Source organism: Paenibacillus sp. SRL342 (assembly GCF_984798905.1).
In genome coordinates, this window is the sequence record NZ_OZ481790.1 from 4,858,678 (window position 1) to 4,873,684 (window position 15,007).

The window sequence follows — 15,007 nt, forward strand, 5'->3', positions numbered from 1 at the left end:
ATGGAGTTCAGTGTTCCCTTTCAATAAGAAAAAAACCTGCTTTTGAGGGCAGGCCTGTGATGTCCTTCATTTTAAGAAAATGAATGATCTAATCCACTTTGGAGCAGGTGCACTCAACACTAATCAGAATACAAAACTCCGTCGAAGTTCTCAGGGCCAACACGGACTGTTCCCAACAAGTTAGAGCTCACAAATGCAGTGTACGTCAATTGCGGTGTGATTGGCGGATTGAAGTCATCGGCAGAGAAGGTAATAATCTGAGGTGCCAGGATGCTCAAGCTAAACGTAGACGTTGCGGAATAGATAACAGGGTCTGTTGGCAAAGTTCCTCTGACAATTGTAATGGTTATACCAGCGATCGCTAATGGAAGTTGCACAGACACAGTTCCCTTGAACTGCACCCGCGGGTTTGCCCCAATGCCAGCAGTGGTTATCAAACCAATCTGTCCAAATAACTGAGGCGTGTTAATCACCAGAATAGGTATAGCAATAGAACCTGCCAAACTCGCATTCTGCGAGGTTCTTGCATCAATAAATTGACTCATGAAATCTACCTCCTATGGGTTGGGATAGGATAGTATATGCGAGATTTGGTGTGCGGCGTGGACATACACTGAGATGCGCAAAAAAGGGCATACCAACAATGATGACTTTTACCTTTTAATCCAGCCCCTAAATGAAGACAGAAAAAAACCCTTGCTGAGCAAGGGTTTCAAGAATATGGGCCCTACAGGACTCGAACCTGTGACCAATCGGTTATGAGCCGACCGCTCTAACCAACTGAGCTAAGGGCCCTAGACATAATGTATAACGTGCAGATGATGGCTGTGAATCATCCAAGTGAAACTAAATTGCGGGGGCAGGATTTGAACCTGCGGCCTTCGGGTTATGAGCCCGACGAGCTACCGGGCTGCTCCACCCCGCGTCAGTAAGAAATATTAAAACAGCGACTTAATTAATATACACTATCACCACCCTATAAGTCAAGGGGTAATGTCAGGGAATAAAACGTACACCGTAACGTCCTTTACGTGATCGATAAACTTCCACTTCCGCTGGTTCATTATGACCGTAAATCCACCCATCCTGCTCCATACGTTTGGCCAGACATCCTGCCTGAAATTTGGTTGCATACAACTTGCTGAAATATACCCAGTGCATACCGCTCGTCCTTTCCGGAGTCGTCATTTATTCCTGCTTTTTGTAGAATACCCCATTTTCATAAAAATAGCCGCCAAAGATTAAAATCTTCAGCGGCTATCCCTATCATGATATGACTACTTCATCAAATCTTATTGAAACGTAGCTTTAGGATCCTTTTTCAATTTCTCCAGCATCTCGTTTCCTTTAGCTGCCCACTCACCAAGCGCTTCTTTTGGTGTCTTTTTATTCTCTAGCACTTGGTTGAAATATTCCATACCTTTTTCATTGACTTGCCATAAGCCTGGGGATTTTTGATACATTTTATCCAGGTTGGTATTGGTTGGCGGAATCGGCTTCAGCGCATAGAATGCTTGAATGTTATAATCCAGGCCGTCTTTGGGTTTAATGAAGCTCTTCCGTGATACCATCTCGTAGCTGCTACGTGCTTTGATCTTAGCCCAGTCCTCACTGTTCATGTACTTGATCAGTTCCCACGCATCATCCGGGTTCTGAGCCGCACTATTAATCGCCATGAGGTTGCTCAGATAGATGCTGCCTCCAATTTCAGGAGCTTCCGGGTGAACTGGCGGTGTTACCACATCCCAATCCACTTTCGTAAAGTCTTTCATTTTATCCGCATTTTTATTGGCATCAATTAATTGATTAATATAGCTGTAATCACCAATAACCATGGCTGACTTGCCACTCAGGAATAGGTCACCCTGTACTGGATCATAACGCCCACTCGGATCCTGATCCTGTGGTTCGTCGCCTTTAGGAATAACTTTGTCAATCGCAAGTTTGCTGATGGTGCTCCACACTTTCTCCCATTGAGGAGAATCTACTGTCATCTTCTCTGCTTTGTCATCAAACGTCTTCAGCTGCAACGAGCTGTAGTACTGCTGCATGGAGTAGTACGGCGAACCACCCTGATATGTCGTGAAGGAGAAACCAAATACATGATCTTTACCTTCACCTTTCGTTAGACGGGTACCCAAATTGAAAATATCATCCCATGTCATGTTGTCCGTTGGCGGTTCCACGCCTGCTTTTGCAAACATACCCTTGTTATAGAACAAAGCCGATGAGGAGAACGTTGGTGTCAATGCATAAATGCTCTGATCCCCAAGGTCCTTAATTCCCTCCAGTACACTAGGCACGATATCACTGGTATCAAACTTATCTTCCTGCATCAGTGGGTCCAGCTGTTTCACCAGATTCTCCTGAATTAATGATTTCACTGTGGCGGTATCAGCCACGATAACGTCAACCGGGTTATCCCCAGTCATAATCTTCTTCAGACTCTCCATCGTATCCGGAACTTCCGGCTGTTCTTCCGTGTTGCCATACCCATACATGCTGCTCTGATCAACAGCAGCCACAATTTCGATGGTTACATTGGGATGTGTCAATTCAAAAGCATCGGTGAACTGCTGACGGAAGTAACTATCATCCTGTCCTCCCCACAACGTTGCCACACGTAATACACGCTGTTCCGTATCCTTGGCCTCACTTGCCGTACAGCCGGCAATCAGCGGCAGTGCCAGCGTCGCAGTAGCGATGACAGCCAGCACACGTTTTCCCCACAACCTGTTCTTCATCTTCCAATTCCCCCTCATTAATTATCTTGGCGGCGTAATAACAATACGTTCACCGTCAAATTCCAATGTAGCCCGATTATCAATGGATAAGGCCTCCAGATACTCTTTTGGCACCTGAAGCCGCCCTGCACGGTCAATAATGACAAATGCTTCGTGAATGTCCGGCATACCCGCTTCGGACAAGTTATGCTCATCATCCAAATTTGGATTGCGCTTCACAAACTCGGTACTGGTCAAGCCGTCCCGAATCGCAACGATCCGGTCTACCTTGCCAGCAAGCGTCAAGTCATGGGTAACGATGACAATTGTAACGCCAAGTTCCTTGTTCATTCTTCGGAAAATGCCCATGATTGTATCACAAGTCTCGGAATCGACCGAACCGGTTGGTTCATCTGCAAGCAGAATTTTGGGCCGATTGGATAATGAGATCGCAATCGCTACCCGTTGTTGCTCTCCTCCTGACAATTGATGCAATTTGTTATGCATCCGATCCTTAAGGCCTACCCATTCGAGCAACTGTTTCGCGTATGCACGATCACGCTTGCCTCCCAGAATCATGGGAGTCTCCACATTTTCCAGTGCAGTGAGATAAGGCAGCAAGTTACGACCGTTATTTTGCCAGATAAAACCTACCGTATGACGTTTGTATTCGACCAATTGGGCATCTGTCATCTTGAGCAAATCCCAGTCTCCCACAACGGCCGTACCAGCCGTAGGACGATCAAGCCCACCCAGAATATTCAGCAGTGTGGATTTACCGCTACCACTGTTACCGATGATCGCCATCATTTCACCTTGATTGACAGTCAGGTTGAGACCCTGAAGGGCAACGACTTCCACATCGCTGGATTTAAAAATTTTGACAAGTCCTTCGCATTGGATCACGTTTACCTCTCCTCTCCCATTTTGACTGCCTGGTGAACCCGCAATCTGCGAATCTGCCAGAGCAACATCGTTGCACCAATGACCAGCATCACCACAGTGACCCCATACAGTTGCAACATATCTTGCTGTTCAAACACAATCCGGAACGGAGGTACCTGAGCAGATACATTATCCGTCGTTTGCAGGAATGGCAGGAATAAACGACTGGATACCTGACCAATCCCAATACCCAGCAGGATCGACAGCCCCGCTGTGAACACCTGCTCCAGCAGCAGCATACCGCTCAGTTGTGCCCGGGATAACCCCATGGCCCGTAATACACCAAACTGCACAACTCGGCCGGACAGGTTGAAGAACCAGTACAGCACGTATCCAATCAACGAGATAATAACGGATACCAGGAAACCAAGGCTCAGAATCCCGAATACGCCACCTCTTGACGGATGTTTACCCTGAGACACCAATTCGGTGCGGACGTCACGCACAGAAGATAACTCAATGCCCTCTGCTGCAAGTTTCTCCATAAGCGGAGCCACTTTGGCATCCGGTTCCATTTTCAGCCATACCTCATAAGGAATCAGAGGCACCTGATCATAGATATAATCCAGATTCGCCACGAAAAATGGCATCTGATCCGGATACTGGGCTGGCCAGTAAGGAATGATCCCAAACACGACGAATTCAATCGCCTGTCCCTGTACACCCATGGAGACAAGATCTCCAGTTTTGAGTTTGAACTTGTCAGCAAATTTGGAAGAGATCAACACAGCCCCTTCATATTTACCAAGCAAGTCAAGGTACTTGTAGGGATGTGCCGGGAACAGATCGTTGCGGAACCATGCCACTTGAGCAAAGTCCACATTATCAATTCCGACCAGCATCCCCTGTCCGCCCGATTTACCAGAAACGATAATATTGCCCTTGGTCTGCAGCACGCGTGCTGCATGTTCAACCCCATCTAATCTGCGGAACACTTCGAATGGAGGTTCGGAGTAGATGACTTTGGATGGCTGCGAAGAACCGCCACCGCCACCACCTGGAGCACCTCCACCGCCATTTCCTCCGCCAGAACCCCCTCCAGCAGAACCTCCTCCTCCATTGCCACCACCTTGTTGACCTCCACCCGTACCGCCATTCTGTCCGGAACCACCAGGTTTAACCTCAGGTGTTCCTTCCCACACAGTCTGCATAATCACATCAGAACCATAACGGTACAAGGTACGCTCAGTGGAATTCAAATCAATCGTCCGAGCAGCAGCCGAGTTGTATACCCCAAGTCCCAGTGTCAGTACAAGAAGGATCATCAGCGGATAATATGAAGAAGATGAACGCGACAACTGTGTTAATGTCAGATACAGCGGGACCGGGAGAAATTTACGACCGATCAGCTGGATGAGCTTCAATATCCATGGGAACAAGCGCAGGAAGAATAGTCCAAGCGCAAAGATCGCGAGTGCGGGTACAAAGAACAGAAACGGCTGTACCTGCAGCTGATCGGTTGTCATTCCCGTCTGGAAGGTCAACATCTGACGTTCATAGAACAGGTAGTATCCATATCCAGCCAGACCCAGCAACACAACGTCCAGGAACCAGCGTTGCCATACTGGAGCACGATCTGTTCGTGCTTGCCGCCGTTTGGCCGAAACAATGGTTGCCCGTGCATAGGTTATCGCAGGGATAAGGGATGCGATGATCGCAACAAGGACCGCTGCTACGCCCAGGAGAATGGCTTCTTTTGATACACCGATCGGAATAGACTTCCGATCTACGAACGAGAGAAAGCCACTTGCTGAACCGATACTCTTGGCCATAAACCAACCAAGCAACGGCCCAATAACGAGCGCAATAACCCCCAGAAATATGCCTTCAAGCAGGTAGAGAGAGAATATCTGCCGAGCTGAAGCTCCACGGCTGCGCAATACCGCAATATCACTCTCTTGCTTCTGTAATGACTGTCTGGCATTCATCGCAATAAAATAAAAGACCATCGCAATCATCGGTGCTGCCAAGGTAAACAACATCGTCTGCAGTTGCAGACTCTGACTGCGGAACTGCTTAAGCAGATCACCAAAGGTGATGTCCACTTTTGTATCTTTCAGCCGCTGGTACAGATCGATATCCAGCCTTTCCAGCATGGAAGTCAGACCTGATAACTGGCTGGTTTGAATTTCTTTCAGATCAAAGGCATAATACCAACGTGAATTTTGAAGTGAAATCCCTTTTTCCTTCAGTAAAACATCATTAAAAACCGATTCATCCACATAAAGTCCATTCATCATGCCGTCAAATCCTTGTACCCAGTAAGGGCTGTTCGGATCATCTGCCTTGAAGGAACCCGTAATCTTCACACGTAACGTGATATCAAGACCGCTATACACCGGATATTCCAGAATGTCACCGATATGCAGATCGTTACGATACATGCCCTCTTCCAACATGACTGCCTCAATCGTGTCATCTTTGACCTGGTTTCCAGGTTTCACCCCGGCAGAGTAATTCACCTGTGCATCCAGCCCACTCATCGTACCCAGACTCATACTGCGCGCCCTGCTGGCATCCACTTTGGTTGGATCTTCCGGGCTCACCTCTGTGCTGCGAATAGATCTTGAATTCACATACGTATGAAAAGGAAAACCAATATCGCGAGGGACATCCTCACGAATATAACGATCGACTTCATCCAGACCCCGTGTGTCTGTCTTCACGCCACCAGGTGCCTGATAACTCATAAGCAACGAACCGGCTGGCAACCCTTCACTGTTATCCTGCAGCGTTTGCGCGACGACCCGTTTCAACGCACCATCGGCATACATTGGAATACTGACGGTGAACGCTACCGCCACAATCAATCCGATCAGTGTGCTGAAGGTCATCCAGCGCGTGTTCCACATTTTGCGGAACAGCAGCCGAAGCAATGGCAGCCCCATTAGCGTCCCACTACTTTCTGGCCTACGGTCAGACCTTTCAGAATCTCAACATCTGTCGACGTCTGCTGTCCAACTTCAACGTCCACTTCACGCTTGCTGCCATCACTCTCCACCACTTGTACGTACGTTCTTGAGCCGATGGAGCGCAAAGCGGATACAGGAATCACAATTGCGTTCTCGGTACGCTGCGTTACAATCGAGACCGATAGTGGTGTGCCACGTTCGACGCCTTTTGGCATTTTTGCAAGTGTAACGATGACATACTTATCCAGCGTTTCCTTGGTTGGAGGCGTACCACCTTCACCCGTCCCTTCGCCACTACCGCTTCCCGATGCTTCCGCGATAGGCATGACTTTAATTTTGCCAGCGACTTTACCAGCTCCATTAATATCTACTTCTGCCTTCATACCCGCGGAGAACTTCTCCAGATCCTCCTTGGCAAAGGTAGCTGCCACAACCAGATTGGATGTATCCGCAATCGTAGCAATCGGATCATACGCTTTCACGGCTGCACCCTTCTCTACCTGCACAGCAATAACGGTGCCACCAAACGGAGCGGTCAACGTGGCTTTGCCCAGTTGTTCCTCCAGATCAGCGAGTTCCTGGCGTAGTTCTTCAAACGCAATCGTTGATTCTTCGAACTCTACCGGGTCCATCTCATCCTTCTTGCGGAGTGTTTCCTTCATTTGAACTTCGGATTTGCGAATAGCCAGTTTCTTGCCACGGATCTCCTTCTCTACACTCTCCACATCGAGGACAGCAAGAAGTTGACCCTTTTTCACTTTATCCCCTGGTTTAACATTTAACTCTTTGACATGCATGCCATCAAGCGTGAAGTACACCTTCTCTTCCCGCTGACTCATCATCTTGCCGCTGCCACTTACTTTTTTCTCCAACGTTTCCGTCCGGACTTCATATTCCGGTTTCTTGGAGATCGTTGGTGGTGTAATAGGTGGAAGCACTTCTTCCTCTGTTTCTGACGGCAGCAATGAGCAGCCGGACATCGTTGCAGCCATTATTGCACCAAGCACAACAAGTGCTGCGCGTTTCCCCCTCTTCGGAGCGGCCCCTTTACTTGATAAATCTGCCGTCCGCCATTTCATAAACATGGTCCGCAACCTCCAAAATTGTAGGATCGTGTGTAGTCATACATATTGTTACTTGTTCTACTTCAATAATATTGCGGAATACGGCCATGACCTGAGCGCCCATCTTGGAATCCAGTTCCGCTGTAGGCTCATCCGCAAGCAACAATCTGGGTCTATGGGCAATCGCCTTGGCTATAGCCACCCGCTGTTGCTCTCCCCCCGACATTTCGAAAGGTCGGTGCTTCACCCGTTTGGAGAGTCCAACCAGATCCAGACAGTGACCAACCCTGTCCTTCCACTCCGCTCGTGGCACATCCGCCATTCGAAGCGACAACTCTACATTTTCCCAAGCAGACAATAAGGGCATTAGTGCATACGCCTGAAAAATAAAACCAATCTCCTTGCGCCGCAAAGCGGTTCGCCGCCGGTCTCCCCAATCCTGAAGAGGCTGACCGGAGAACAGAATGTCTCCACTTGAAGGCTGATCCAATCCACCGAGCATATTCAGCAACGTTGTTTTGCCTGAACCTGAACGCCCCTTCAGCATGACCAGTTGTTGCGGATTCACTTCCATATCAATGCCTTTGAGCACATGGATGATGCGACTGCCTGTCTGGAAACTGCGATGTACATTACGAACTTCCAGTACAGGTCCATCATATGGAGGCAGCATATCCTTCTTTGGTTTGATCTTCTTCTGGGGTTCATCAACGGTAGTGACAGCCGTTGCAGCCACTTCATCCGAACCAATTTCATTTTCAGATAAAGATGCTTCACTTGTCGGGTGCGCAGGTTCACTTATGTATGTATTTTCCCCCGACTCCGTCGATGCCTCCAACGGTGTTTCCTCCTGTTGATGTTCATCGCCTGACTGGCTCTTGGCAGATCTCTTTCTGGAAAATAAATTCTTCATGCCAGCAATCACGCTCATCCTTTCTTAAAATCCCGTTCATTTCTTCAAAAAACCTAAAATTAGAAATCTGTTCCATCCTACACTGAATTATAAACGACCGATCCCAACTAAAAGTTACAAGCTTTTTACAACGGTAGAGGGAAAAAGTTAATATTTTGATGAACAAACGAAAAAAGCATCCCAAAGTGCGGGATGCCTCTTGATATTCGATGGTTTTGCCGTTATGACAGCAAGTATTACAATTTTGATACTGTTCAGTCATGAACATTTTTTTGAGCTATCAATGATATTATTTACCAAATGAAGAAGGATCTTCACGCCAAGATTTGAGCAATTCAAAGTCACTCTCCTGAATCGTTCCCTGAGCCAAAGCCACATCCATCAGAGCCGTGTAATTGGACAACGTCTGAAGTGGAATTCCTGCGTCTTCGAATGCTTTAACACCCTTATCCAGCTGGTAGCTGAAGATAGCAAGCACGGCGAGAGGTGTTGCACCTGCTAGGCGTACGGCTTCTGCCGCTTTGATCGAACTGCCGCCTGTAGAGATCAGGTCTTCGATGACAACCACTTTTTGCCCTTCGGCAATCAGACCTTCAATCAAGTTCTCCTTACCGTGTCCTTTGGCTTTATCACGAATGTAGGCCATCGGCAGATTCAGCTTCTGGGCCACCCAGGCAGCATGCGGGATACCTGCTGTTGCCGTACCTGCAATGACTTCTGCATCCGGGTATTGGTTCCGAATAATCGTTGCAAAGGCTTCAGCGATATCATTACGAATCTCGGGATAGGACATCGTTAAACGGTTATCGCAGTATATCGGTGATTTGATGCCGGATGTCCATGTAAATGGCTGCTGCGGACGTAACGCCACGGCTTTAATTTTCAACAGTTGGGAAGCAATATGATTCGGAATCTCATTCAGTTCGATCATGCGTTCAACATCTCCTTCAAAATGGTTTCTGCCGCTTCACGCGGATTGGGAGCGCCAGTAATGGGTCTGCCTACAACAATGTAATGACTGCCTCTGGCGATGGCTTCACCTGGCGTCAAGACGCGTGTCTGATCTCCCAGACCGCTACCCGCTGGACGAATTCCTGGTGTAACGGTATGAAAAGCACTGCCACACGCTGCCCGAATTGCGGGCACTTCCAGTGGAGAAGCAACAACCCCATCGAGTCCGGCCTCTTGGGCTAGTCCTGCATAACGGACCACAGCAGCTTCCACACTTCCCGGGATGCCAATCTCGTTATTCATCGTTTCCAGACTTGTACTGGTCAGTTGGGTGACTGCAATGATCTCGGGCTTGCTAAGGGAAGGATCGGCAGCGATTGCTGCCTCAGCACCTTCACGTGCAGCACGCATCATGAGGGTTCCACCGGCTGCATGTACATTGAACATGTCTACACCCAGACGTGTGATACTCTCAGCACCGCCACGAACGGTATTAGGAATATCATGCATTTTCACATCCAGAAAAACGGAGTAACCTTTGGATTTCAGCTCCCGAATAAAGTCCGGTCCTGCTGCGTAGAACAGCTGCATGCCCACCTTCAGATAACAGGGAATGCCCTCAAGAGCTTGTACCAATTCTTGAGCTTCTTCCGCTCCAGGATAATCCAGTGCCACCATCAGACGGCCAGCCATTTCATTGAAACTCGCTTGATTCATCACCAGCGCTCCCCTCCACTTGCTCATTTTTTCCGTTTTTGCCCGATATAAAGGACATCCCGCCAGCCCGCAGGCTGACTGATGTCCTTCATCAGAGAGTTATTTATTTTACAAAGACAGGCATTGCTTCCGAAGAGAAGTTGATCGTTTGCAGCATGATCAGCAGCGCACGAATCGTATCCAATGAAGTCATACATACAATGCCGTTTTCTACCGCTTCACGACGGATACGGAATCCATCACGCTGCGGTGTTTTGCCTTTGGTGAGTGTGTTGAAGACAAAGTTTGCTTCGCCGCTACGGATCATATCCAGAATGTTCGGCGAACCTTCACTTAATTTGTTCACAGTCGTTACCGGAATGTTCGCTGCTTCAAGCGCAGCTGCTGTTCCGCCGGTAGCCATGATTTTGTAACCCAGTCTGTAGAAACCTTCGAGCAAAGGAACCGCTTCATCTTTGTCTTTGTCTGCCACAGTTACTACGATCGCTCCGGTTGCCGGAATTTTCATTCCTGCACCGATGAGACCTTTGAACAACGCTTTAGCGTAATTCGGATCACGGCCCATAACCTCACCTGTAGACTTCATCTCAGGTCCGAGGGTTGGTTCTACACGACGCAGCTTCGCGAAGGAGAAGACCGGAACTTTGACAGATACATGATCCGATTCAGGCCACAGTCCATCGACATAACCAAGATCTTTCAGTTTCACACCCAGAATGGCTTGTGTTGCCAAGTTCGCCATTGGAATGTTGGTTACTTTGCTCAGGAATGGTACGGTACGGGATGAACGTGGGTTCACCTCGATAATGTACACTTGGCCATCATGGATAACAAACTGGATGTTGACCAAACCTACCGTTTTCAGTTCTTTCGCAATTTTGATGGTAATCTCTACAATTTTTTCTTTCAAATCCTGGGACAGATGTTGAGGAGGATATACCGCGATGGAGTCACCAGAGTGAACCCCTGCACGCTCGATATGTTCCATGATTCCCGGAATCAATACCGTTTCACCATCACAGATGGCGTCAACCTCAACTTCTTTACCCATCATGTAACGGTCGATCAGGACCGGATGCTCCGGATTGATTTTAACCGCCTGTTCCATGTATGTCAGCAATTCAGCATCGGAGTATACAATCTCCATCGCACGACCGCCGAGTACATAGGAAGGACGAACCAGTACCGGGTAGCCCAGACTTTGAGCTGTTTCTACTGCATCATCAACGGAAATGACCGTTTTACCTTTTGGCTGTGCAATCTCCAGACGGGAGAGCAGACGCTCGAACTTCTTGCGATCCTCCGCCTCATCGATGCTTTCCAGATCCGTTCCGAGAATGGTTACACCTGCATTACGCAGTGGTGCTGCCAGGTTGATGGCCGTTTGACCGCCGAACTGTACGATAACCCCTACTGGTTTCTCCTGTTCAATCACGTTCATGACATCTTCGAAGAAGAGCGGTTCAAAGTACAGACGATCCGATGTATTAAAGTCCGTAGACACCGTCTCCGGGTTATTGTTGATAATGACTGCTTCATAGCCTGCTTTTTGTAATGCCCATACTGCGTGTACAGTAGAGTAGTCGAACTCGATCCCTTGACCGATCCGGATTGGTCCTGAACCCAGTACCACAACTTTTTTCTTGTCTGAAGGGATCACTTCATTCTCTGTCTCGTAAGTGGAGTAGTAATATGGCGTTGTTGCTTCAAACTCAGCCGCACATGTATCTACCATTTTGTACACTGGGCGCAGATTCTCTGCTTCCCGACGAGTTCTAACTTCCGCTTCAGTTGTTAATGTGCCTCCTGGTTGACCTTGCGCACGCAGTTCAGCAATGGCACGGTCTGTGAATCCAAGGCGTTTCGCTTGATACAGAATGTCGGAAGACAATTCAGATTCTTCGCGAATGCGATCTTCAAATGCGATCAGACCTTCGATTTTGTCCAGGAACCACCAGTCAATCTTGGTCAAATCCTGTAGCTGTTGCAGCGTATACCCTCTGCGGAATGCTTCGGCAATCAGGAAGATACGCTCATCATCTGCTTTGATCAGACGCTCGTTCAGGGTAGCTTCGTCCAGCGTTTCAGCATCCTTCAGGTAGAGGCGATGTACGCCAATTTCCAGGGAACGAACTGCTTTGTGGATCGACTCTTCGAATGTCCGGCCAATCGCCATTACTTCGCCTGTTGCTTTCATCTGAGTTCCCAGTTTACGGTTCGCCGAGATGAACTTGTCGAACGGCCAGCGAGGAATTTTGCTCACGATATAATCCAGTGTAGGCTCGAAGCAAGCATACGTTTGGCCTGTTACCGGGTTCACGATTTCATCCAAGGTATAACCCATGGCAATTTTGGCAGCCATTTTTGCAATCGGATAACCCGTTGCTTTGGAAGCCAGAGCCGATGAACGGCTTACCCGTGGATTTACTTCGATAACATAGTATTGGAAGCTGTGTGGGTCCAGTGCAAATTGTACGTTACATCCACCCTCGATGTTCAGGGCACGGATGATTTTCAGGGAAGCTGAACGCAGCATTTGATATTCACGGTCCGACAACGTTTGGCTTGGTGCTACGACGATACTGTCCCCTGTATGAACACCTACCGGGTCAAAATTTTCCATGTTGCAGACAACGATACAGTTATCGTTTTTATCCCGCATAACCTCATACTCGACTTCTTTCATACCTGCAATGCTCTTCTCGACCAGACATTGCCCGATCGGGCTGTAACGAATTCCCGCTGCCACCGTCTCGCGCAGCTCTTCTTCGTTCGCACAGATTCCGCCGCCTGTTCCGCCCAGTGTATAGGCTGGACGCACGATGATCGGATAACCAATCTCATTTGCAAATTCAAGTGATTCTTCAAGTGTCGTTACGATGACACTCTCTGGTACAGGTTGTTCCAATTCACGCATCAGGTCACGGAACAGATCACGATCTTCCGCTTTCTCGATGGATGTCAGCTGTGTTCCGAGCAATTTTACATTTTCACGTTCCAGCACGCCTGCACGAGCCAGCTCTACAGCCATGTTCAGACCTGTTTGACCACCCAGTGTTGGCAACAAGCCATCTGGACGCTCCTGACGAATGATTTGGGTTACAAAATCCAGGGTGATGGGCTCAATGTATACTTTGTCAGCCATGTTTGTATCTGTCATAATGGTCGCCGGGTTGCTGTTGATAAGTACAACTTCCACGCCTTCTTCTTTCAGTGCCTGGCAAGCTTGTGTACCGGCATAGTCGAACTCGGCCGCTTGACCGATGACGATTGGACCGGAACCAATCACCAGGATTTTTTTGAGATCTTTGTTAATCGGCATGTTATTGTGCTCCTTTCACTGCGGCTGCCAATACGGCTTGACGCGGCTTTTGCGGGTTAGTGATTTTGTGCTCGCGAATCATCTCGATGAAGCGGTCGAACAGATAGCTGTTGTCGTAAGGACCCGGGGCTGCTTCAGGGTGATATTGAACCGAGAATGCCGGGAATGATTTATGTTTCAGACCTTCAATGGTCTTATCGTTGTTGTTGATATGTGTAACTTCCAGATCTGTACTCTTCACAGACTCTTCGTTTACGGTAAATCCGTGGTTCTGGGATGTGATGAAGCAACGTCCGCTCTCCAGTTCTTTCACCGGGTGGTTTCCTCCGCGATGTCCAAACTTAAGTTTTTCGGTGTCTGCTCCTGCTGCAAGTGCGAACAACTGGTGACCCAGGCAGATACCGAAGATCGGGTATTCGCCAAGCAGTTCACTGATCATGTTAACCGCATGAGGTACATCTTTCGGGTCCCCAGGGCCATTGGACAGTTGAATGCCGTCCGGGTTCAGGCGACGAATTTCGTCTGCTGTTACATCGTGTGGAACAACAACAACGTCACAGTTACGTTTGCTGAGTTCGCGCAAGATTCCTGTTTTAGCACCATAATCCACGAGCACAATACGCTCAGCCGTTCCCGGGCTGTTGTAGACATGTTCTGTAGAAGTCATTGGCACCTGGTTACGCAGCTCGGCAATGGTGGTGTCTCCCATCATCTCCAGCAGTTCTTCCACAGGCTTCGATCCTGTTGTGAGAATTCCCTTCATTGTGCCGTGGTGACGAATCCGGCGAGTCAACATGCGTGTATCAATTTCGCTGATTCCTACGATGCCGTATTCTTTGAGCAGATTGTCTACGCTGTATTCCGCACGCCAGTTGCTTGGCGTTGGCTCATGACGACGCACAACGAAACCGTGCACGTATGGACGAATCGACTCAAAGTCATCACGCGTAATACCGTAGTTTCCGATCAGTGGATACGTCATGGTCACGATTTGACCGCAATAGGAAGGATCCGAAAGCACCTCTTGATAGCCTGTAATTCCCGTATTAAAAACGACCTCACCTGTAGTTTCACCTTCAGCACCAAATGCTTTCCCGGTGAACAGTGTGCCGTCTTCCAACAATAATCTTGCCTGTGCCTGCATCCCATTTCACTCCTCTGTGTTTATCAACGTTGAATGCATTGGGTTGAACATGGGGGACGTTACGATTGTGCGGCTCCGCGTACAGAAAACCCTTTGATCGCTGTTATCCCCGGATTACTTTTTATCATTTTTCAAATGATGTAATCCGGTGATAAAGGCGAACGCTTTGCTTCTTCGGGTCTTTTCTGTTCGCTCCGCATTTACGTTGGTGTCCAAAGTTCAAGATCATGACATTCAACTTTGCTTGTTTCGTATGTTAGACTCTCGGCATGATTTGCCTCGAGTTAGTTGAAAAGATGTTACTGGTGTAAAAGTT

11 protein-coding genes and 2 tRNA genes are annotated in these 15,007 nt (G+C 48.3%); all 13 read right to left on the bottom strand.

Translation table 11 applies throughout. From position 1 onward, the window contains the following. Window positions 1-119: 119 nt before the first annotated feature. The 13 genes from AC4E8D_RS21420 to carA all read right to left on the bottom strand — a co-directional run bounded on the left by AC4E8D_RS21420 (window position 120) and on the right by carA (window position 14,691). Window positions 120-545: a hypothetical protein gene (locus AC4E8D_RS21420; RefSeq protein ID WP_336761819.1), complete on the bottom strand. Its 426-nt coding sequence runs from the start codon at window positions 543-545 to the stop codon at window positions 120-122. Between the two features lie 176 nt (window positions 546-721). Further along, window positions 722-795 (bottom strand) — tRNA-Ile (locus tag AC4E8D_RS21425). Between the two features lie 56 nt (window positions 796-851). Then, window positions 852-925, bottom strand: a tRNA-Met gene (locus AC4E8D_RS21430). Window positions 926-996: 71 nt separating this feature from the next. Further along, on the bottom strand, window positions 997-1,188 hold the full coding sequence (locus tag AC4E8D_RS21435) for a hypothetical protein (protein ID WP_047843730.1): 192 nt from the start codon (window positions 1,186-1,188) through the stop codon (window positions 997-999). Between the two features lie 104 nt (window positions 1,189-1,292). Further along, window positions 1,293-2,744 carry an ABC transporter substrate-binding protein gene (locus AC4E8D_RS21440; RefSeq protein ID WP_339305001.1) on the bottom strand — a complete coding sequence of 484 codons (1,452 nt, stop codon included), beginning with the start codon at window positions 2,742-2,744 and terminating at the stop codon, window positions 1,293-1,295. A 21-nt stretch (window positions 2,745-2,765) separates the two neighbouring features. After that, on the bottom strand, window positions 2,766-3,629 hold the full coding sequence (locus AC4E8D_RS21445; RefSeq protein WP_036614799.1) for an ABC transporter ATP-binding protein: 864 nt from the start codon (window positions 3,627-3,629) through the stop codon (window positions 2,766-2,768). Between the two features lie 2 nt (window positions 3,630-3,631). Continuing rightward, window positions 3,632-6,556, bottom strand: coding sequence for an ABC transporter permease (locus AC4E8D_RS21450; protein ID WP_339305003.1), 2,925 nt, complete (start codon window positions 6,554-6,556; stop codon window positions 3,632-3,634). Next, window positions 6,556-7,665 (bottom strand): efflux RND transporter periplasmic adaptor subunit, encoded by a 1,110-nt coding sequence (locus AC4E8D_RS21455; RefSeq protein WP_339305005.1) that lies wholly within the window; start codon window positions 7,663-7,665, stop codon window positions 6,556-6,558. Before AC4E8D_RS21455 ends, AC4E8D_RS21450 begins: the two co-directional genes overlap by 1 nt. Next, complete coding sequence (locus tag AC4E8D_RS21460) at window positions 7,628-8,575, bottom strand: ABC transporter ATP-binding protein (RefSeq protein ID WP_336761829.1); 948 nt, start codon at window positions 8,573-8,575, stop codon at window positions 7,628-7,630. Before AC4E8D_RS21460 ends, AC4E8D_RS21455 begins: the two co-directional genes overlap by 38 nt. A gap of 271 nt (window positions 8,576-8,846) precedes the next feature. After that, window positions 8,847-9,488, bottom strand: coding sequence for an orotate phosphoribosyltransferase (gene pyrE, locus AC4E8D_RS21465; protein ID WP_336761831.1), 642 nt, complete (start codon window positions 9,486-9,488; stop codon window positions 8,847-8,849). Further along, complete coding sequence (gene pyrF, locus AC4E8D_RS21470; protein WP_490205198.1) at window positions 9,485-10,225, bottom strand: orotidine-5'-phosphate decarboxylase; 741 nt, start codon at window positions 10,223-10,225, stop codon at window positions 9,485-9,487. Before pyrF ends, pyrE begins: the two co-directional genes overlap by 4 nt. 103 nt (window positions 10,226-10,328) lie before the next feature. Next, on the bottom strand, window positions 10,329-13,547 hold the full coding sequence (carB, locus tag AC4E8D_RS21475) for a carbamoyl-phosphate synthase large subunit (protein WP_047843734.1): 3,219 nt from the start codon (window positions 13,545-13,547) through the stop codon (window positions 10,329-10,331). A 1-nt stretch (window position 13,548) separates the two neighbouring features. Continuing rightward, on the bottom strand, window positions 13,549-14,691 hold the full coding sequence (gene carA / locus AC4E8D_RS21480) for a glutamine-hydrolyzing carbamoyl-phosphate synthase small subunit (protein WP_047843735.1): 1,143 nt from the start codon (window positions 14,689-14,691) through the stop codon (window positions 13,549-13,551). Between the last annotated feature and the right edge of the window lie 316 nt (window positions 14,692-15,007).